We start from the raw sequence: 18,887 nt of genomic DNA, 5'->3' as shown, positions 1-18,887 counted from the left end.
ACTCCTGTTGGCCTGGGCGAGAGAATGCGCAGGGTATCCGATCCGCCGGGTGGCGGCTCGGCGCCTGCTCACGAGGTCCGTGGCGGCCGTATCGGGATCATGAGCGGGCGCTCAGGCGTCGTAACCCAGCCGCTCCAGCATCGGACGCAGGATCGGCAGCACCGGTTCGAAGTGCTCGCGGTAGGCATGCCAGCGGTTGACCGCCTTGGCATGGATGCCCTGGGTGACCTGGGCGTAGCTGGGCGTGCTGATGTAACCCTTGGCGCGTGCGTGCTCGGCGAAGCGCGCCATCGGCGCGGCGTCGTCCACTTCGAGGAACTGGCCCAGGCGCGCGACGTGGTCGTCGAAGCGGCTCACCACCGATTCGTAACGCCATTCCAGCACGCGTGGCGCGAACACCTCCAGGTGCCGGTACCAGTGCTCGAAGGCATCGACATAGCCCTGTGCCAGTCGCTGCAGCGAGGAACACAGCACCATGAAGGCCGGTGAGCGGAACGGCTGCATGTAGCAGCTCAGCAGTACGTCGCAGGGATGGCGCAGGCACAGGATGATGCGCGCCTCCGGGAACAGCCGCGCGATCATCGGCAGGCAGAGCATGTTGAGCGGATTCTTGTCGACCAGGCGCCTGTTGCCGAGGTCCGGCACCACACGGCGGACCATGTCGTCGTAGATGGTGCGCAACTGGTCGGCGTTGCCCTGGGCGAGCGTGGCCAGATCGGCCGGATAGTGCTGGCCGGCCAGCTCCATGCGCTTGATGAGTTCATAGATGAAGGCACGCTCGTCCATGGAACGGAAGTCCGGGTGGGCGTCGATCATCTGTTCGAGCAGGGTGGTGCCCGAGCGCGGAAAGCCCACCACGAACACCGGGTTCCGCCTGCTGGCGGGGGCTTGCAGCGGCGTCCAGCGATCGTGCGCCAGGCGACCGACCGTGTGCGCCACCATGTCCAGCGGCTGGCTGCCTTCGGCCATCAACTCGGGCACGAAGTCCTGGGCAAAGGCCAGCTGCAAGGCATGGGCGCGCTGCAACGCCTGCCAGGTGGCCTCGCGCTGGCCCTGCTTGTTGCGCGCGTTGGCAAGGCCGAACGCTGCGTTGGCGAGCAGGCTCAGGTCGCCGCCCTGATCGAGCAGGCGCTGGTACAGGGAGGCCGCATGATCAAGCTCGCCCGTGCGCACGGCTACGCTGGCGTGCGCCTGCAGCGCGGCACCCAGCAGTTCGGGTGATCCTGTGCCTTGGATGCGTTCCAGCGAAAGCTCGGTCAGTTGCGCCTGCGCCAGTTCGACCTGGTTGTTGCGCTCGTGCATCGCGGCGCGCTGCGCGCTGATGCGCAGGCGCATCACTTCGTGCTCCACACCCTCGGGCAGGATCGCCTGTTCCAATGCGCGTCGGGCCGCGTCCTGCTCACCCTGGCCGGCCAGCATCGTGGCGAGGATCAACGCCTGTTCGGCGGACTGCGGCGGCCAATCGCCGGCACCCTCGAGCATCACTTCCGCGCCGCGCGTATCGCCGCAGAAGTGACAGGCGTAGGCGGCCTGCAGGCGTGCATCGATGAAACCGGGCGCGAGGGCCACCGCCTGCAGCAGGGTCTCGCGGGCCTGCAGCCAGCGTTGCTGTTGCGCCTGCAGCAGGCCAAGGTTGTAGTGGACGTCGGCTTGCCCCGGAGCGAGTGCGAGGGCCCGTTGCAGCGCCTGTTCGGCGATAACCATGTCGCCGGCCTGGCGCGCCACGATGCCGAGGTTGTTCCAGTATTCGGAGACGTCGGGTCGGCGTGCGGTGAGCCGGCGAAACGTCTCGGTGGCGTGCGCAAAACGCCCGGCCGACTGCTGCGCGAAGCCCAGCAACAACAGCACCGTCTCGTCCGTATCCGGTCGCGCGGCCACGGGTTCGGCCAGCGAAAGCACTTTTGCCAGATCGCCGTGCTGGAAGGCGGCGACCACCTGGCCCGTCAGCGCCTGGGTGGAAAAGGGGGCGGAATCGCTCATCGATCGATGGTAACAGCGAGGGCCGCGACGTTGCCGCCGCGGCCCTCCTGTTCACTCCCTGCCGTGATCAGAACTTCACGGTGACGCGAGCCCAGAAGTAGCGGCCCATGGTGTCGTACGTGGCGGTATCCACGTTGTAGTTCAGGCCGTTCTGGTACACCAGCGGCGGCACGCGGCCCGTCAGGTTGTCGATGCCGACGTCGAGGCTGGTGTGGTACTTAGGCAGCTCGTAGCCGGCCTGGATCGAGTGGTAGGTGATGCCACCCATCGGGGTGGACACGGCCTGTCCGGTATCGGCATAGGCGGTCAGGTTGGACAGGTGGTTGATGTAGCGGCTCTGCCACTGGGCGTTCCAGTTGCCCAGCTTCCAGTTCAGGGTGAGCGTGCCGCGCCAGCGCGAGATGTTGCCGAACTGCTGGGTGTAGGTGCCCGCGTAGTTGATGGTCTCCGCACCCGGCTGGCCCGGCGTGGCGTCGTTCTTGAACGTGTCGGTGTACGTCGTGTTCAGGCCGACCTTGAAGTTACCTGGATCGACGCTGGCGACGTTGAAGTGCGGAATCGCGTAGCTGAAGGAGAAGTCGACGCCACTCGTGCTCAGGTTGCCCAGGTTCACCACCGGCGTGTCTACGTAGTAGATGCCGCCCGCCAGCGAGCTGGAGCTGTTGTAGCGGGTGATGTACGAGCAGTACGGACTGTTCTGGTTGGCGTAGCACTCGTTGAGCACGGTCTGCGCCTGGATCGTCGTGAGCATGTTGCTCAGCGTGATGCGCCACAGGTCGATGGTCGACGAGGCACCCTCCAGCCAGCCCGGCGAGTACACGAAGCCGAAGTCATACGACTTGCCCTTTTCCGGCTTCAACGAGCCGCCCGCGGCCGCTGCACCGGAGTAGTAGGCGGTGATCTGCTGCGACAGGTTGTTGTTGGTGTTGGGCAGTACGTACTGGCACGCGGCCGGATGCGCCGCAATCTCCGCTGCGCTGAGGTTCACGCAGGGGTCGTTGACGGTCGGGTTGGCAATGGTGCGGCCGTCGTACAGTTCGTCCAGGTTGGGCGCGCGGAACACCTGCGAAACCGTGCCGCGCACCAAGAGGTCGGCGATCGGGCGGTACTCGATGGCGATCTTGCCGTTGGTGGTGCTGCCCGAGGTGCTGTAGTCGGAGTAGCGCAGGCCCAGGTCGACATTCAGCGAGTAGGCCCACGGCTGCTCGCTCAGCAGCGGGATCAGCGTTTCGGCGTACAGCTCCTTCACGTCGATGCTGCCGGACGACGGAGAACCACAGGCTTCCTGCAGCACGGTGCAGGTGCCGGTCGCCGGATCCAGGATCGCATCGCTGGTCAGGTTGTAGTTCATGGTGTTCTTGCGGTACAGCGCGCCGGCGGAGAGCTGCACGGCACCGGCCGGCAGATCCCACAGTTCACCCGAAGCGTTGGCCTGCACTTGCTTCATGGTGTTGGTCAGCCGGTAGACCGGATCGTCCACGCCGTTGCGCAACAGGGCGCTGACCGTCGGGTCGGCCTGATCGAAGATGTTGGCGCCGGCGTTGATGGCTGCCTGGAAGTCCGGCACGTTCACTTCGTTGTAGTCGGTCTGCACGCGGCGGGTGTGGCCGTAGTCGATGCTCGCGTCCCAGATCCAGCTGCTCTGGCCGAAGTTGCCGCGCAGGCCGGTGTTGATCTCCTGGTTGTCGGTGCTGTACGTGTGCAGGCGGGTGCCCAGGCCGGTGAGGCGCGTGCTCATGAACTGCTGGCCCGGGCCGCTGCCGAAGGTGACGCCGAACGGGTTGATCGGGTTGTTGGCCGCCACGGTCCAGCCGTCGTCCACACTGGTCGGCGCAGGAGCATCCTGGCCGGCGGAGTTGGTGTGGTTGTAGAACGCGTCGGCGAAGAAGGTGACGTAGTCGTTGAACTTGTAGTTGCCCAGCACGAACACGTTGGTGCGCTCGCTCTGGGTCTGGATGTAGTTGTAGGCGTTGTAGTTGTAGACGTCGCTGGCACCGTTGAAGCAGCGGTAGTTGCCGAGGCTGCTGCCGTTGCCACTGGCCAGGGTCAGGTTGGCGATGCCGTTGCTGTCGGCGCAGCTGGCCAGCGGCGAACCGGCGGGCAGGTTGCCCACCGGCACCTGCATGCGACCGGTCGGGATGGTGTGCGAACCGGACACCTGCAGGCCCGAGCTGTACAGCGACAGCTGGTAGGCCGAGAAGCCGCGGCGGGTGGCGACCACCGGATCCTGCTTGTTGTAGTCGATGCCGGCGACGATGTTGCCCTGGTCGCCGCTGGCGCCCACGGTGAACTGCGCGCCGTGGCGCTGACCGTCGCCATGGCTGGAGATGCCATCGTTCACGCTGACTTCGGCGCCCTGGTAGTCCTTGCGCAGGATGAAGTTCACCACGCCGCCGACGGCGTCGGAGCCGTAGGCCGTGGAGGCGCCGTTCGCCAGCACGTCGACGCGCTCGATCATGTTCTGCGGAATCATGTTGAGGTCGGCGTTGGCCAGGCGCTGGCCGTCCACCAACACCAGCGTGCGCTCGGTACCCAGGCCGCGCAGCGACATGCGCGCCGCGCCGTCGCCGCCTTCCAGGGTCGGGCTGGCCACGCCGCCGCCGTTGCTGTTGTTCTGGGTGTTGGTGGCGTTGCCCGAGACCGAAGGCAGGGCCTGCAGCACGTTGCCGAGCGTGGGGCCACCGTTGTTGGTGATGGCGGTGCGGTCCAGCGTGACCACCGGGCTGGCGGTTTCCGCATCGACGCGACGGATCAGCGAACCGGTCACCGATACGGCGGTGAGGGTCTTGGCGCTGGCCTGCTTGGGCTGCTCGGTACCGTTCTGGGTCTGTGTACCCGTGCCCTGTGTCTGCGTGGTCGAGGCGTCCTTGCCGGTGGTGTCCTGCGCCTGTGCCACGGCTGCAGACGAGGCCATGCCCACGGACAGGGCAAGGCGTACCGCGATGGATAGGCGATTGTGGTTGGACTGCATGTGCTCTCCCCGATTGTTAAGGCAAAGGGACCCCGCTATGGGCGCCTAGACGTCCATAGGTTCGGTGTTGCCTTGTTTTCCCCAGCCCCACTGTTTCAGGAAATCGCGGGAGTGTAAAGAGCCATTTAACAAGTTGCGCCCTAGGCCTTCCGGGGCACTTTTTACCCGCAGGAATCTGCGCTAAAAAGGTCGCTTTGGGCGGCAAAGCTGTCGGCTTCCACGAAGCCGGCCAGGCCCACGCCGACCAGCCGATAGCGGCTTTCCGCGGGCCTTTCCACGCGGTCGCGCAAGGCGCAGGCGATATCGGCGAGCTCGTTTGCGGAGCTCGGTCGGGTCGATGGGGTTACGCTGCGCGTAAGCGTATGGAAATCCGATGTCTTCAACTTCAGCACCACCGTGCGGGCCACGCGGCCATGCAGGCTGGATGCTTCGCGCTGATGCGCGGCCCAGGTTTTTTCGGCCAGCCGACGAATGTGTGGCGCAAGTTCGTGCAGCGCGAGGTCGTGCTCGAAGGTGTCTTCGGCGGATACCTGCAAGGTGGGTCGGTCGGGTCGCACCGGATGATCATCGATACCCTGCGAGAGCTCGTGCAGACGGCGTCCCCAGCGGCCGAAGCGCTGCTCGAGTTCAGTGCCGGGCCACGCACGCAACTGGCCTACCGTGATGATGCCCAGCTCGGCTAGGCGGCTTTCCATCACCTTGCCCACGCCGGGCAGTCGCGCGACCGCCAATGGCTCCAGGAAGCCGAGCACCTCGCGCGGCCGGATCACGAACAGGCCATCGGGCTTGCGCCAGTCCGAGGCGATCTTGGCCAGGAACTTGTTCGGCGCCACGCCGGCCGAGGCGGTGAGCTGCGTTTCGTCGCGGATGGCCGTGCGGATGGCCTCGGCAGTGGCGGTAGCCGATGGCAGGCCGGTGTGCGTGGTGGTGACGTCGAGATAGGCCTCGTCGAGCGACAGCGGCTCGATCAGGTCGGTGTGGCGCGCGAAGATCTCGCGCACCTGGCGCGACACCGCCTTGTAGCGGTTGAAGTCGGGTGGCACGAAGATGGCCTGCGGGCACAGCCGTTCGGCACGCACCGCCGGCATGGCCGAACGCACGCCGAAGCGGCGCGCCTCGTAGCTGGCCGCGCATACCACGGAGCGCGCACCGCGCCAGGCCACCACCACCGGCTTGTCGCGCAGCGCGGGATCGTCGCGTTGCTCCACCGATGCGTAGAACGCATCCATGTCGACGTGGATGATCTTTCGGGGGGCAGGCGGCACGGCGGTGCAGGGCAGACGGGGAGCTACAGTCAACCATGAAACATCGGTGCCCGCGCGCCGTGCCGAGGCGCGCAGGCACGGGTGCACTCACTGCCAGGGCGTCTGCAGGCTTTCGTCGATGCGCTGCTCTTCCGCGGCGATGAAGCTGTCCAGGCTCAGGGTGTCGAGGCGGAAGCGCTGTGCGGCGGTGAAGAACGCCATCAGCGACAACACGCGCTGCGGGTTGCGCGCCCACGGCGGCACGTAGACGGCGCGGCTGATCCAGCCATTTTCCAGGTAGGGCGACAGGGTGATCACGTCGGGCGTGGTGACACGGCCGGCAAACAGCATCGGCAGCATTTCCGCCTTGCCCGCCTGCAGCACCTTGCGGATGAACACGTAGATGATCATCACGCCTTCGAGGTAGGCGCCGTCCTTGGTGAAGCAGATGCGCCCATGCGGATCGCCACCGCGGAAGATGCGCGCGGCACTCTGGTAGCTCTCCACTGGCGACTGGCCGGCATCGAGGAAGCCCCGGAATATCTCGATGAAGTCGGCGCCGTTCAGTGCGCGCTCCACCATCACCACGCGCAGCGCGATGCGGCGCAGGCGGTTGAGGTCGATCGCGCCGGTGATGATCTCGGAGAACGTGGCCAGCCCTTCCTGCGCCCGCGTGGTGCGGGGGGCGCCAAGGCCCAGCGACTTGAAGTACGGCTGGTGCTTGCCGTTGAGCAGGGTGGCGGTGTGCACGAAGGCCTCGTGCTCGGTGAGCTGTTCCAGGTCCAGCGAGGAGAACAGCGCGGTGGAGCGCAGGTTGATGCTCTTGCTGCCGGCTGTGGCCTTGGATGGCAGGTCCGGGTCGAGCACCACCTTGACCTCGTCCTTGTCGAAGAATGGCCCCAGTCGCTCGCGCAGGCGCTGAGCGAACTCTTCGGCGGGGATGTCGGCGGGCACCGGCGGAACCCCTTCGCGTCCGACCAGGTCGTCGCTGATGTGCAGCAGGTCCTGCGCGGCGTCCACGGCGTTGGACTGCTGGCCGGGATAGATGGTGTCGGGCCGGCCATAGAGCGCGGTGGAGCAGCGGGTGAACTGCTCGGTGCCCACGCTCATCAGCATCTGCGCGGCGGTGAGATAGCTCCAGGTGTTCTTGAACAGCCAGTTGCCAATGGGGTGGCCGCGATCGATCCGGGCCATCAGCCCCTTGAGCCCCTCCATTTCATGGCTGAGGTCAGGGGTGCGCCGCGGTGGCTCCGGCAGTACCGGGTTGCCGCGTTCATACGAGGCCAGGAAGGTGGCCTCCATCTCCTGTGGCCAGTCGATGGCCTTGAGCACGCGGATCTTCTTGCCCAGGCCAATCAGTGCCTGGTCCTGTTCGATCAGGGTGCTGAGGACCTTGTCGTTCTCCGGGCGGACTTCGTCTGCAGCGGTACTCATGACGCCTCCAGGGTAGGGCGCCGGCCCGATGCGCGGCCGGCTTGCAGCGACGGGGAAGAACCGCACTGTGCGCCCATGCACGGCCATGCGCTAGCGAAGAACTACTGAGGCGCGGGCAAAAACTGCCATGACGGCGGCATGTTGCAGTGGCATGTCGATGTGGCCGGGCCACTCGCGCTATCGTCCGGCCTTCGTACCCGTTGCGCAGGAACCCGCTCCGTCCCATGACTGCCGAGACCTCTCCCGCCTATCTGCGCCGCCTGGGCATCTGGGACGCCGCCGCCATCGTGATCGGCGGGGTGATCGGCGCCGGCATCTTCCGCAGCGCCTCCACCGTGGCCGAGCGCACCTCCTCCGGCGCGCAACTGCTGGTGCTGTGGGCCATCGGCGGCCTGCTCACCCTGGCGGGCGTGCTGTGCTACGCCGAGCTGGGCGCGAGGCGGCCGCATGCGGGCGGCGTCTACATCTACCTGCGCGAGGCCTTTGGCCAGCTGCCGGCCTTCCTGTTCGGCTGGACCATGGCGCTGATCAACTACCCGGGCAGCGTGGCAGCCGTGGCCACCACCTTTGCCGATTACTTCTGCGCGGCGGTCGGCCTCCCGCTGGGATGGGTGAAGCCGGTGGCGGCGGGCGCGATCGCGCTCATCGTCGCGGTGAATTTCTTCGGCATCCGCGCCGGTTCGGTGATGCTCAACGTGTTTACCGTGCTCAAGTTGTCGGCGATCGCGCTGGTGGTGGTCGTGGGCGTGGTGCTGGCCCATGGCCAGCTGGGCGACGTGCTCGCGGTGGACACCACCCATCCGCTGCCGCCGGGCGCCTTCCTTGGCGCCTTGCTGCCGGTGTTGTTCACCTATGGCGGCTTCCACTACCTCAACGACCTGGCAGGCGAGGTGCGCGAACCGCAGAAGACCCTGCCGCGCGCGCTGGGCCTGGGCCTGGGTGGCGTGCTGGTGTGCTATGTGCTGGTGAACTTTGCCTACCTGGCCGGACTCGGGCATGCCGGGCTGGCGGCCAGCCATGCACCGGCGGCCGACCTGATGCGTCGCCTGTTCGGCGAAAGCGGCGCCCGCCTGATCGCCGTCGGCATTGCCTGCTCCACCTTCGGCTACTGCAGCATCGCCATCGCTGGCGGCGCCCGCGTGCTGCAGACCATGGGGGCCGATGGCATGTTCTTCCGCGCCGTGGGGCGCATCGATGGCCGCTCGCGTGCGCCGCAGGTGGCGCTGGCGGTGCTGGGCGGCTGGGCCATCGTGCTGGTGATCTCCGGTAGCTTCGGCCAACTGGTGGACTACACCACGGTGGGCGAGTGGCTGTCCCATGCGTTCGGCATCGCCACGCTGTTCTGGTATCGCCATCACTTCCGCAACGAGCCGTCGCCGTACCGCGTGCCGCTGTATCCGGTGCTGCCGCTGCTGTTCGTGTGCACGGTGCTCGGCGTGATCGTCGCCACCACCATCCACCAGCCACAGGACGCAGGCATGAGCCTGGCGCTGATCATCGCCGGCGTGCCGGTGTACTACGCATGGCGTGCGTGGCAGCGCCGGTCGGCATGAACTTGCGTTGGCCGGGGCGGAGGACGCAGCAAGGCAACCTTCAGTCGAGGCAGGCATACTTTCGCCATTTCCATGCGCCGGGCCGCCGATGAAACGGATCGTTCCCCTTGCCCTGTCCTGCCTGATGGCCCTCGCGGGTTGCCACAAGGCCAGTGACACCGACCAGGCCGATCTCAGCCGTGCCAGCGGCGCCAGCGGCGCCAGCGTGCCCGCCGCCGCCGGCGCGAGCAGCGCGGCCCCCACCACGCAGACCTCGCTGGACCACGTGCAGCGCGATGGCGCGCCGGTCACCGTCGACGGCATGTCGTTGCAGCGCTATGTGTTCGAGCCTGCACCCACGCCGCAGCTGGTGGTGTCGCTGAGTGGCGGCGAGTGGGACTGGTCCAAGGAGGGGGCGCTGCATGTGGACATGCAGAACGCGATGTCGTGGGCGGTGACGCTCACGGTGGACATCGACGGCGCCACCCCGGACCAGCACCTGCACGCCACCGTGGGCGTGCCGGCCGGTCCGCCGCAGACGCTGATCATTCCATTGCATGCCACCTCGCCACGCATGATGGGCATGCAGGACGGCCCGCCCATGCCCTACATGGCCGGCGGCAAGCGCGTGTTCGTCGCCACCACGGTGGAAGGTTCGCTGGACCTGGCCCACGTGAAGTCGGTGCGGCTGGGCACGCCGTCGCCCACGGCGGCGCAGACCCTGCTGTTCGGCAAGCTGGACACCTCGCGGGGCGATCACGACCTGCTCGACGCCTATACCGGCATCGTCGACGCCTGGGGCCAGTACACGCGCGGCCAATGGCCGGGCAAGATCGATTCGGACGATGCCCTGCGCGGCAAGCGGCCCAAGTTCAACGCCAACGCGCCGGAGCCGGTGCCGCACATACGCAAGGGCTTCGACCACTACGGCGGGCGCACCGATGTCGCCGCGTTCAAGCCCACCGGTTGGTTCCGCACCGAGCGCCGCGATGGCCGCTGGCAGCTGGTGACGCCCGAGGGTCACGCGTTCTTCTCGCTGGGCGTGAACGTGGTGGACGACGACGGTGGCCGCACCTACATCCAGGGCCGCGAGTTCATGTTCAAGGACCTGCCGCCCGACAGCGGCCGCTGGAAGCCGTTCTACGGCGCCGACGGCAAGCCGGCCGGCGAGCAGCAGGCCTCCGCCGGGCTGGGTTACCACCAGGGGCGCTGGTTCGATTATTACTCGGCCAACCTGTTTCTCGCCGATGGCCATCGCTGGCGCCTGGCCTGGCGCCAGCGTACGCCCGATCGCCTGCTGGACTGGGGCTTCAACACGCTGGGCAACTGGAGCGACGACGCGCTGACCCAGACCCATCGCCTGGCCTATACGCGCTCGGTGAACATCGCCGGCACCTTCGGCAACGTCTCCAGCGGCTACGACTACTGGGGCCGCATGCCCGATCCGTTCGACCCGCGCTTTGCGCAGGCGGCCGACGCCGCTGCGGCGCAAGCCACGCGCGAGGTGCGCGACGACCCGTGGCTGCTGGGCTATTTCGCCGACAACGAACTGGCCTGGGCCGGCCAGGGGCCGCAGGGTCGCTGGGGGCTGGCGCAGGGCACCTTGCGTGGCGAGGCACGCAGCCCGGCCAAGCAGGCCTTCATTGCCGCGCTGAAAAAGAAATACGCCACGCCGGCCAAGCTGGCGGCGGCCTGGGGCATCACGCTTGATTCATGGGATGCGCTCCAGGCCACCAACTTCGCCGCGCCCAATCCCGACGAGGCGCATCCGGCCATCGCCGACGACTACAGCGCCTGGCTGCGTGCATACGCCGACCAGTATTTCCGCACCGTGGCGCAGGCGATCCACAAGCATGATCCGCATCACCTGTTCCTGGGCGGCCGCTTTGCGGTGCACACGCCCGAGGCCGTGGCTTCATGCGCGCAGTACTGCGACGTGGTGAGCTTCAACGCCTACGCCGACGTGCCCGAGCATGCTTTCGACGCGGCCGCCTTTGCCAAGCTGGACAAGCCTGCGCTGATCACCGAGTTCCATTTTGGCTCCAGCGATCGTGGCCCGTTCGGCAAGGGCGTGGTGCCGGTATGGACCGAACAGCAGCGTGGCGAGGCGTATGCGCGCTATCTCACTGCGGCGGTGGCCGACCCGTCGATCGTGGGCGTGCACTGGTTCCAGTACGTGGACCAGCCGGTGACCGGTCGCCTGCTCGACGGCGAGAACGCGCATATCGGACTGGTGGCGATCACCGATCATCCGTTCTCGCATTTCGTGCAGGCCGTGCGCGAGGCCAACCACAAGACCGGCTACTGACACAGCCCGCTGCGGGAGCGCCCCTTGTGCGCGAAGCCTGGCGGAGCGATGCCGCCATGGCTTGTCGCGGCTTGATTCCCGAGCCGGGCAAGACTGTGGTCGCGCACAGGGTGCGCTCCTACACGAAGAACCGGTTGTAGAAGCAAACCTTGCGCGTCAGACCAGGCTGGTGGCCGCGCCAAAGGCGATGGCCATCACCACGGCTACCGCGAGGCAGGCGCTGGCAGGGCGGATGCGACGGGCATCGACGCGCGGAATCAGGCGCCACAGCAGCAGCACGCCGATCAGCATGTCCACCACCAGCGCGCCGCGTAGCGTCGCCGAAGCGAGCAGGGGCGCGTAGGGCGGGCGTGTATGGCCTTCGTGCATGGCGACGCCGGCCACCAGCAGCAGGCCGGCCAGGCTCCACAACAGGCAGGCGAGGTAGGTGCGGTTGAACACCACCGGGCAACGCTCGCTCCAGCGCAGCACGGTCCACGCGATGATGGCGAAGAACAAGGCGCCGATGCTGCTGTAGAGCACCCACCAGAGCAGGGTGCTGACCAGGGTGAGCAGGAAGGTCATGCCGATTCCAGGAAAGCCCTTTGTTTGTCGTCATTCCGGCGAGAGCCGGAATCCAGTGTCCTTTCGAGGGCTACACCGGCCCTGGACTCCAGCCTTCGCTGGAATGACGGTGGAATTAGGAGTGATTTAGATGCCGACGCGTCGAAGCAGCTTGTCCATCAGCCAGGCCGGGCCAACCAGCAGGTAGGCGAGGTCGGTGAGGAAGCTGGGCCGGCGTCCCTCGTAGGCGTGGCCGATGAACTGGCCGATCCACGCCACCACGAACACGCCGACGGCGGTAACCGCCAGCTTCTGCGGGCCCAGCTCGCGGTAGGCGAACTCGGTCAGCACGCACAGCAGGGCCAGCGCGACCAGCAGGGCCGCTGCCAGCCGGTGCGACTGCCTCCAGTACCAGGCGAACGCCAGCACCAGCGCGGCCACGGCCCAGAAGCCGGGGCGGCCGATCATCGGTGGCACCGGGATCGCCCACAGCAGCGCGATCACGCACCACACGATCAGCGGTACGCAGATCCAGTGCAGCAGGCGGTTGGTGGGGTTCTGGTGGTCGGCGCTGTAGCTGTCCAGCCAGTGGCGCATGCCTTGCGGTGAATCGGAAGACTGCATCAGTGCGCACCGCTCCTGGAGAAGAGATTGAGTACCAGCACGCCGGCGACGATCAACCCGATGCCCAGCATGCCGGGCAGGTCGAGTTTCTGCTGGTAGGCCACCACGCCGATCAGGGCGATCAGCGCGGTGCCTGCGCCCGACCATACCGCATAGGCGATGCCGATGGGGATGTGGCGCAAGGTCAGGCTGAGGCAGTAGAACGCTATGCCATAGCCCGCCAGCACCACGAGGCTGGGGACCCAGCGGCTGAAGCCGTCGGAGGCCTTCAGCGCGCTGGTGGCCGCCACTTCCGCCGCAATCGCGGTGGCCAGCAACAGCCAGGCTTTCATGCGGTCAGTCCAGCGTGATGTCGGCGAGGCGGTGCAGCGCTTCGGCGTACTTGGCCGAAGTGGCGGCAATCACTTCGGCCGGTACGTGCGGGCCCGGCGCTTTCTTGTTCCAGTCCAGCGTTTCCAGATAGTCGCGCACGAACTGCTTGTCATAGCTCGGCGGGCTGATGCCCACCTGGTAGGAGTCGGCCGGCCAGAAGCGCGAGGAATCGGGCGTGAGCATCTCGTCCATCACGTAGAGCTTGCCGTTCTCGTCGGTGCCGAATTCGAACTTGGTATCGGCGATGATGATGCCGCGCTCGGCCGCATACGCCGCCGCCCACTTGTAGATGGCCAGCGTGGCCTCGCGCACCTGCTCGGCGAGGTCGGCGCCGACCGCGGCCACCACCGCGTCGAAGCTCACGTTCTCGTCGTGGTCGCCCACGGCGGCCTTGGTCGACGGGGTAAAGATCGGCTCCGGCAGCTGCTGCGCCTGCTTGAGTCCGGCGGGCAGCTTGATGCCGCACAGCGAGCCGGTGGCCTGGTAGTCCTTCCAGCCCGAACCGATGATGTAGCCGCGTGCGATCGCCTCGACCGGCACCGGCTTCAGGCGACGGGTGACCACGGCGCGCTTCTCATACAGCTTCAGGTCGGTGCCGGCGGGCAGCACCTCGGCCAGCGGCGTGTGCAACAGGTGGTTGGGCACCAGGTGCGCGGTCTTGCCGAACCAGAAGTTGGAGATCTGGGTCAGCATCTCGCCCTTGCCGGGAATCGGGTCCGGCAGCACCACGTCAAACGCCGACAGGCGGTCACTGGCCACGATCAGCAGGCGGTTCTCGGGCAGCGCGTAGACGTCGCGCACCTTGCCGCGGTGGATCAGCTCGAGGCCCGGCAGGTTCGATTGCAGCAGGGTGGTGGGCACGGTCGTTCGCTCCTGGATGGCCGGCCTGGTGGTCCAGGACGGAAAGACGGGGGATGACGGCCCGGGGCCGGGCCGGTAATCAAGCCCGATAGTGTAGCCGGTGGCGGCTGTGCCATAGGTGTAGACGTGGCCGCGTGCCGCCCGGCGGCGGTCCCTGTGGCTGCTAGAATCGGCGCTTTTTGAGCCCGGACCCGCCTGATGGCCCCCACGTCCCGCATTGCCCGCCTGTCGCGCCGCGTGGCTACGCCTTGTGCATGGTGGGTGGCGGCGTGCGTGCTGGTCTTCGCCGCACCTGCCTTCGCGGCCGCGCCGGCCAAGCCGGCCCGCCTGGGCCTGTGCGCGGCCTGCCATGGCGAAACTGGCATGGCGCAAATCCCCGGTGCACCCAACCTGGCCGGGCAGAAGCTGGATTACCTGCGCGAGGCGCTGAAGCAATACCGCGACGGTCGCCGCAACGTGCCGCTGATGCGCGCGGCGATCGGCCCGGTGAGTGACGCCGACCTCGACGAACTGGCACGCTGGTACAGCGCGCAGACGCCGCAACCCCAAGGCAACCCATGACGTTTACCTGGACACTCTGGCTGGCCCTGTTCGGATTGATCTTCGGCCACGGCCTGCCCGGCGCCGTGGTGGGCGGCATCACCGGCTTCATCATCGACAGCCTGCGCCAGGGGCAACGCCGCCGTGCCACGCCCGAATCGGGCGGCTACATCAGCCCGCTGTTCGCCTTGCTGGGTGCAGTGGCCAAGTCCGATGGCCGCGTGTCCGAGGCCGAGATCGCCGTGGCCGAGCGCCTGATGCAGCGCATGGGCCTGGAGCAGGAACCGCGCAAGCAGGCCATCATCGCGTTCAACGCCGGCAAGCAGCCCGAGTTCAACGTCACTCCGGCCATCGAAGAGCTGCGCCGTTGGGTGGGCCTGCGCCGTGACCATGCCTTCCCGGTGCTGGACGTGGTGATCGAGACGGTGCTGGCCGAGGGCAACCCGCCGCCGGAGAAGATGGCCATCCTGCGCCAGCTCGCCTTTGCGCTGCGCGTCAGCGACATGGAGCTGATGGCGCTGATGGCGATGAAGGGCTACGCCTGGAACGCCAGCGGTTACACCCGCGGCCAGGGCAACCATGGCGGCAACGGCGGTTACGTGCCGCCCCAGCGCAATACGCAGGGCCCCGATCCGTACACCGTGCTGGGCATTTCGCGCAGCGTGGACGATCGCGCCGTGAAGCGCGCCTACCGCAAGCTGATCTCCGAGCACCACCCGGACCGCCTGGGCGACTTGCCCGAGGCCATGCGCAAGCAGGCCGAGGCGCGCGCCAGCGAGATCAATGCCGCCTACGAACGCATCAAGGCCGAGCGCGGCTTCAAATAAACTTGGCGTCCACCTGCCGTAGCGCACCCTGTGCGCGACCGCAGGGTCCCGGCACGCCGGGTCGCGCACAGGGTGCGCTCCTACAGGAATCATGAGCATGAGCAAGCAGACCAACGTCATCGCCCCGTCCATCCTTTCCGCCGACTTCGCCCGCCTGGGCGAGGACACCGCCAAGGCGCTGGCCGCCGGGGCGGACTGGGTGCACTTCGACGTGATGGACAACCACTACGTGCCCAACCTGACCATGGGGCCGATGGTGCTCAAGGCGTTGCGCGACTACGGCATCACCGCGCCGATCGACGTACACCTGATGGTCAAGCCGGTGGACCGCATCGTGCCCGACTTCGCCAAGGCCGGCGCCAGCGTGATCAGCTTCCATCCGGAAGCCAGCGAGCACGTGGACCGCACCATCGGCCTGATCAAGGACGCCGGCTGCAAGGCAGGCCTGGTGTTCAACCCCGCCACCCCGCTCAGCTGGCTCGACTACGTGATGGACAAGCTCGACCTGATCCTGCTGATGTCGGTGAACCCGGGCTTTGGCGGGCAGAAGTTCATCCCCTCCGCACTGGACAAGCTGCGCGAGGTGCGTCGCCGCATCGACGAGAGCGGTCGTCCGATCCGCCTTGAGATCGACGGTGGCGTCACCGCCGCCAACATCGGCGAGATCTCCGCGGCGGGCGCGGACACGTTCGTGGCAGGTTCGGCGATCTTCAACGCGCCCGACTACAAGGCCGTGATCGAGGCCATGCACCAGCAGCTGGCCGCCGTGCGCGCCTGAAGCACCGGGCGTCTCCCCCAAAGAAAATCCCGGCGCGGGGAGCGCCGGGATAATTTTCGTCGGAACGACGTGTGAGGAGACCACATGATGGGCACGAATCCACGGCAAGAATCCGCGCCACCGAAACCTAGGACCGGATCGCAGGCATTTGGTTCCCCGGTGGCGTGAACGATCGCCGCAAGGCCTCCCGGACAGCGAAAAAAAACCCCGCCAGGGGCGGGGAGAGGAACGTGCCAGGGGGTTGGACGAAAGCAGTTGCGACCGTGACGGTTGGGCCGGGTCCCTTGGCCCCAGGGCGGCCGGAGGCGCTTCCCTGCACCCCGGCCGCCTCCATGCCTTCCACGGCAGGTGGCAGGAAAAGGAAGGTTCCGCGCGGACGCCGTGCCGGTCCGGGCCTGCTCAGTGCAGGCTCATGACCAGGCCCAGCAGCAGCGCGCCCAGCGCCAGCACCACGCGCAGCGGCTCGAAGCCGCGCAGCTCGGCATTGGGATCGACGGGGGGCTGGCCGGTGGGACGCATGGGAAACTCCTGTGGATACGCCTCCATTCGGCCAGCGGGGTGGGCATGGCCCGGGCCCCGAAAATGGCAGGATGCGGGCAAGATCGGCCATCGGCCTGACAATGGCGTGCGTCGTAAAAAATTGCGGTAAAGTGGGGCCGGTTTCGCGAAAGGGAGGTTCGTGATGACTCGTAAGGCTTCCACCTGCCTGCTGTTGGCCATGACCATGGGCGCCAGCGCTGGCACTGCCCATGCCGCCTACCCGCCACAGGCCAGCAGCACGCCACCGGCCACGGGCGCCCCGGTATTCACGGTGGACCGCACGCTGGACGAAGTTGGCCAGAGCTATTGTTCGTGGGGCATCGAGCGTTTCCTGCCGGGCAGTTATTACTACTGCGTAGGCCGGCGCGAGCTGGCCAAGGGCAACCTTGCCAAGAGCCGGGTCGCCCTGCAGGACGCCGCGGCGTGGGGCAGCAAGCAGGCCCAGTTTCTGCTGGGCATCGGTTACTTCAAGGGGGACATCGCGCCACGCGACCGGCCGCTTGGCCTGGCCTGGCTGGCGCTGTCGGCCGAGCGCAAGGACGTGGTCTACGTGGGCCTGCTCAAGTCGGCGATGGACCAGGCCAGCGCCGAGGAAAAGGCCCGCGCCGACGCGCTCTATCAGCAGATGCTGCCCAAATACGGTGACGATTTCGCCGCCGTACGCGCCGAGCGCCGCTACCGCCGAGAGCGCGAGAAGATCATGTGGGGCGAGGCTTACGACGTGCAGCTATGCATCGACGGCCTGAACTCGGTGCGCCCACCCACCATGGTCAAGGAGGACCCGGACGGCACCATCTGCCAGTCCCGCGAGCCGGTCTGGTTCGTGGCCCGCCGCGTGGACGAGCGGGCGGCCGACCTGTTCCAGGGCTGGACTGGCCACGTGACCGTGGGCGAGCTGGGCAAGGTCCCGGTGGGCAAGCCCTGAGCTGTGGCGTGGCGCCGGCCGTAAATGGCGAAACGCGGGCATCGTGCGCCAACGGCTTGCGCGCCAGGGACGCACGCTGCACGCTGCGCGCCATTGCCAATCCGGAGTGAACCATGGGCCGCAGCATTGCCATCGTCGAGGACGAGCCGCTGATCCGCGCCAATTACGTCGAGGCGCTGACCCGTTTCGGCTACGAGACGCGCGGCTACGGCTCGCGGCAGGAGGCGTCCAGCGCCTTTGCGATGCGCCTGCCGGAGCTGGTCATCATCGACATCGGCCTGGGCGACGAGCCCGAGGGCGGCTTCGACCTGTGCCGTGAGCTGCGTGCCAAGTCGGCCACGCTGCCGATCATTTTCCTGACCGCGCGCGATTCCGATTTCGACGTGATCTCCGGTCTGCGCCTGGGCGCGGACGATTACCTCAGCAAGGACACCAGCCTGCACCAGCTGGCGGCGCGCATCGCGGCGCTGTTCCGCCGCATCGAGTCGCTGAAGGTGCCCACCTCGAGCGAGACGGTGATCGAGCACGGCCCGCTCAAGCTCGAATCCGAACGCATGCGCATCACCTGGGACGGCGAGGAGATCCCGCTTACCGTCACCGAGTTCTGGATGGTGCATACGCTGGTGCGTTTCCCCGGCCACGTGAAGAACCGCGACCAGCTGATGCGCGAGGCCGAGCTGGTGGTGGACGACGCCACCATCACTTCGCACATCAAGCGCATCCGCAAGAAGTTCATCGCCGTGGCGCCCGAGTTCGATGCGATCGAGACGGTGCACGGCGTGGGTTATCGATGGAAGCCGTGATGAAGCGTTTGCTGTGTTTGGCCGTCCTCTTGTTTGTCGCTCTTGGCGCGCACGCTGCGCAGGATGACAAGGGGCGTGGAGTGGTTGCCTACGGCAAGGCAGATCGCGATGTACCCGGCTGGGCCATACTTTCCGATCTCCCTGATGGGTGGACGGCCGACTGCTGCATGTATGCCAAGGCCATCGGCGTGAATCTCGTGATGTACAAGGGTGAGTGGACCGGTGAGCCCGACCGCGTGGTTGTGCTCAACGTCTGGCCGTCCAAGCTGTCTTCGCTCGAGGCCGAGATTCAGGACGATCGTCACCAGTATCTCGCTCGTGATCCTGCAGCCAAGGCAAGCGTGTTTGCAGTCGACAACAAGCTGATGCCATGTCGTGGCTTGCTCTATGAAGGGACGGACCACAAGGATGATGTCGTGGCCTTTTGTGATCCGGGCCTTGCCACCGGTATCCGGTTGAGTTGGTCGATGACGTTGCCTCACGACGACGCACAGAAGGCAGATCTGTTGGCGATGTTCCGGCGCGTAGTCGAGCAGTCGAAGTACATGAAGTACCACGATGAAACCAAGGCCTCGGCTGGCAAGGAAAAGGCGCGCGGTGGCTGA

General features: G+C 67.0%; 16 protein-coding genes. 8 read left to right on the top strand and 8 right to left on the bottom strand.

Translation table 11 applies throughout. The features are described 5' to 3' along the window. Positions 1-111: 111 nt before the first annotated feature. The 4 genes from DVU99_RS04545 to DVU99_RS04530 form a co-directional block, all read right to left on the bottom strand. Positions 112-1,980 (bottom strand): sulfotransferase family protein, encoded by a 1,869-nt coding sequence (locus tag DVU99_RS04545; RefSeq protein ID WP_114238994.1) that lies wholly within the window; start codon positions 1,978-1,980, stop codon positions 112-114. Between the two features lie 67 nt (positions 1,981-2,047). Next, on the bottom strand, positions 2,048-4,951 hold the full coding sequence (locus DVU99_RS04540) for a TonB-dependent receptor (RefSeq protein WP_114238993.1): 2,904 nt from the start codon (positions 4,949-4,951) through the stop codon (positions 2,048-2,050). Between the two features lie 161 nt (positions 4,952-5,112). Then, the gene (dinB, locus tag DVU99_RS04535; protein WP_114238992.1) at positions 5,113-6,216 is read right to left on the bottom strand and encodes a DNA polymerase IV; all 1,104 of its coding nucleotides are present in this window, start codon (positions 6,214-6,216) and stop codon (positions 5,113-5,115) included. Positions 6,217-6,303: 87 nt separating this feature from the next. Beyond that, complete coding sequence (locus DVU99_RS04530; RefSeq protein ID WP_157971348.1) at positions 6,304-7,629, bottom strand: flavohemoglobin expression-modulating QEGLA motif protein; 1,326 nt, start codon at positions 7,627-7,629, stop codon at positions 6,304-6,306. 224 nt (positions 7,630-7,853) lie between these two features. Between DVU99_RS04530 and DVU99_RS04525 the strand changes: the two genes are divergently transcribed. Continuing rightward, positions 7,854-9,182, top strand: coding sequence for an APC family permease (locus DVU99_RS04525; RefSeq protein ID WP_114238990.1), 1,329 nt, complete (start codon positions 7,854-7,856; stop codon positions 9,180-9,182). Positions 9,183-9,270: 88 nt separating this feature from the next. Beyond that, the gene (locus tag DVU99_RS04520) at positions 9,271-11,469 is read left to right on the top strand and encodes a beta-agarase (RefSeq protein WP_114238989.1); all 2,199 of its coding nucleotides are present in this window, start codon (positions 9,271-9,273) and stop codon (positions 11,467-11,469) included. 156 nt (positions 11,470-11,625) lie between these two features. On the opposite strand, the gene DVU99_RS04515 is transcribed toward DVU99_RS04520, so the two are convergent. The 4 genes from DVU99_RS04515 to DVU99_RS04500 form a co-directional block, all read right to left on the bottom strand. Then, positions 11,626-12,033, bottom strand: coding sequence for a hypothetical protein (locus DVU99_RS04515; RefSeq protein WP_114238988.1), 408 nt, complete (start codon positions 12,031-12,033; stop codon positions 11,626-11,628). A gap of 126 nt (positions 12,034-12,159) precedes the next feature. Next, the gene (locus DVU99_RS04510; protein WP_232823444.1) at positions 12,160-12,636 is read right to left on the bottom strand and encodes a DUF962 domain-containing protein; all 477 of its coding nucleotides are present in this window, start codon (positions 12,634-12,636) and stop codon (positions 12,160-12,162) included. Beyond that, complete coding sequence (locus DVU99_RS04505; protein WP_114238987.1) at positions 12,636-12,968, bottom strand: multidrug efflux SMR transporter; 333 nt, start codon at positions 12,966-12,968, stop codon at positions 12,636-12,638. The genes DVU99_RS04510 and DVU99_RS04505 overlap by 1 nt, the downstream gene beginning before the upstream one ends. A 4-nt stretch (positions 12,969-12,972) precedes the next feature. Continuing rightward, the gene (locus tag DVU99_RS04500) at positions 12,973-13,869 is read right to left on the bottom strand and encodes a phosphoribosylaminoimidazolesuccinocarboxamide synthase (RefSeq protein WP_114238986.1); all 897 of its coding nucleotides are present in this window, start codon (positions 13,867-13,869) and stop codon (positions 12,973-12,975) included. A gap of 261 nt (positions 13,870-14,130) precedes the next feature. Here DVU99_RS04500 and DVU99_RS20040 point away from each other — a divergent pair, with 261 nt between their 5' ends. From DVU99_RS20040 to DVU99_RS04470, 6 genes are all read left to right on the top strand, one after another. After that, positions 14,131-14,430, top strand: a complete 300-nt coding sequence (locus DVU99_RS20040; protein ID WP_255412906.1) for a c-type cytochrome — start codon at positions 14,131-14,133, stop codon at positions 14,428-14,430. Further along, the gene (gene djlA, locus DVU99_RS04490; protein WP_114238984.1) at positions 14,427-15,236 is read left to right on the top strand and encodes a co-chaperone DjlA; all 810 of its coding nucleotides are present in this window, start codon (positions 14,427-14,429) and stop codon (positions 15,234-15,236) included. The genes DVU99_RS20040 and djlA overlap by 4 nt, the downstream gene beginning before the upstream one ends. Before the next feature lie 97 nt (positions 15,237-15,333). Beyond that, the gene (gene rpe, locus DVU99_RS04485) at positions 15,334-16,014 is read left to right on the top strand and encodes a ribulose-phosphate 3-epimerase (protein ID WP_114238983.1); all 681 of its coding nucleotides are present in this window, start codon (positions 15,334-15,336) and stop codon (positions 16,012-16,014) included. 682 nt (positions 16,015-16,696) lie between these two features. Then, a complete protein-coding gene (locus DVU99_RS04480; RefSeq protein WP_114238982.1) occupies positions 16,697-17,479 on the top strand; it encodes an SEL1-like repeat protein in 783 nt (260 codons plus the stop codon). Positions 17,480-17,592: 113 nt separating this feature from the next. Beyond that, on the top strand, positions 17,593-18,282 hold the full coding sequence (gene pdsR / locus DVU99_RS04475) for a proteobacterial dedicated sortase system response regulator (protein WP_114238981.1): 690 nt from the start codon (positions 17,593-17,595) through the stop codon (positions 18,280-18,282). Next, positions 18,282-18,887 (top strand): hypothetical protein, encoded by a 606-nt coding sequence (locus DVU99_RS04470; RefSeq protein ID WP_114238980.1) that lies wholly within the window; start codon positions 18,282-18,284, stop codon positions 18,885-18,887. The genes pdsR and DVU99_RS04470 overlap by 1 nt, the downstream gene beginning before the upstream one ends.

Origin of the sequence: Dyella sp. C9, assembly GCF_003332825.1 — a bacterium.
In the GTDB taxonomy this organism is placed as follows: Bacteria; Pseudomonadota; Gammaproteobacteria; order Xanthomonadales; family Rhodanobacteraceae; genus Dyella.
Note: the sequence above shows the minus strand (reverse complement) of the source record. Positions and strands in the feature narration are given on the sequence as shown.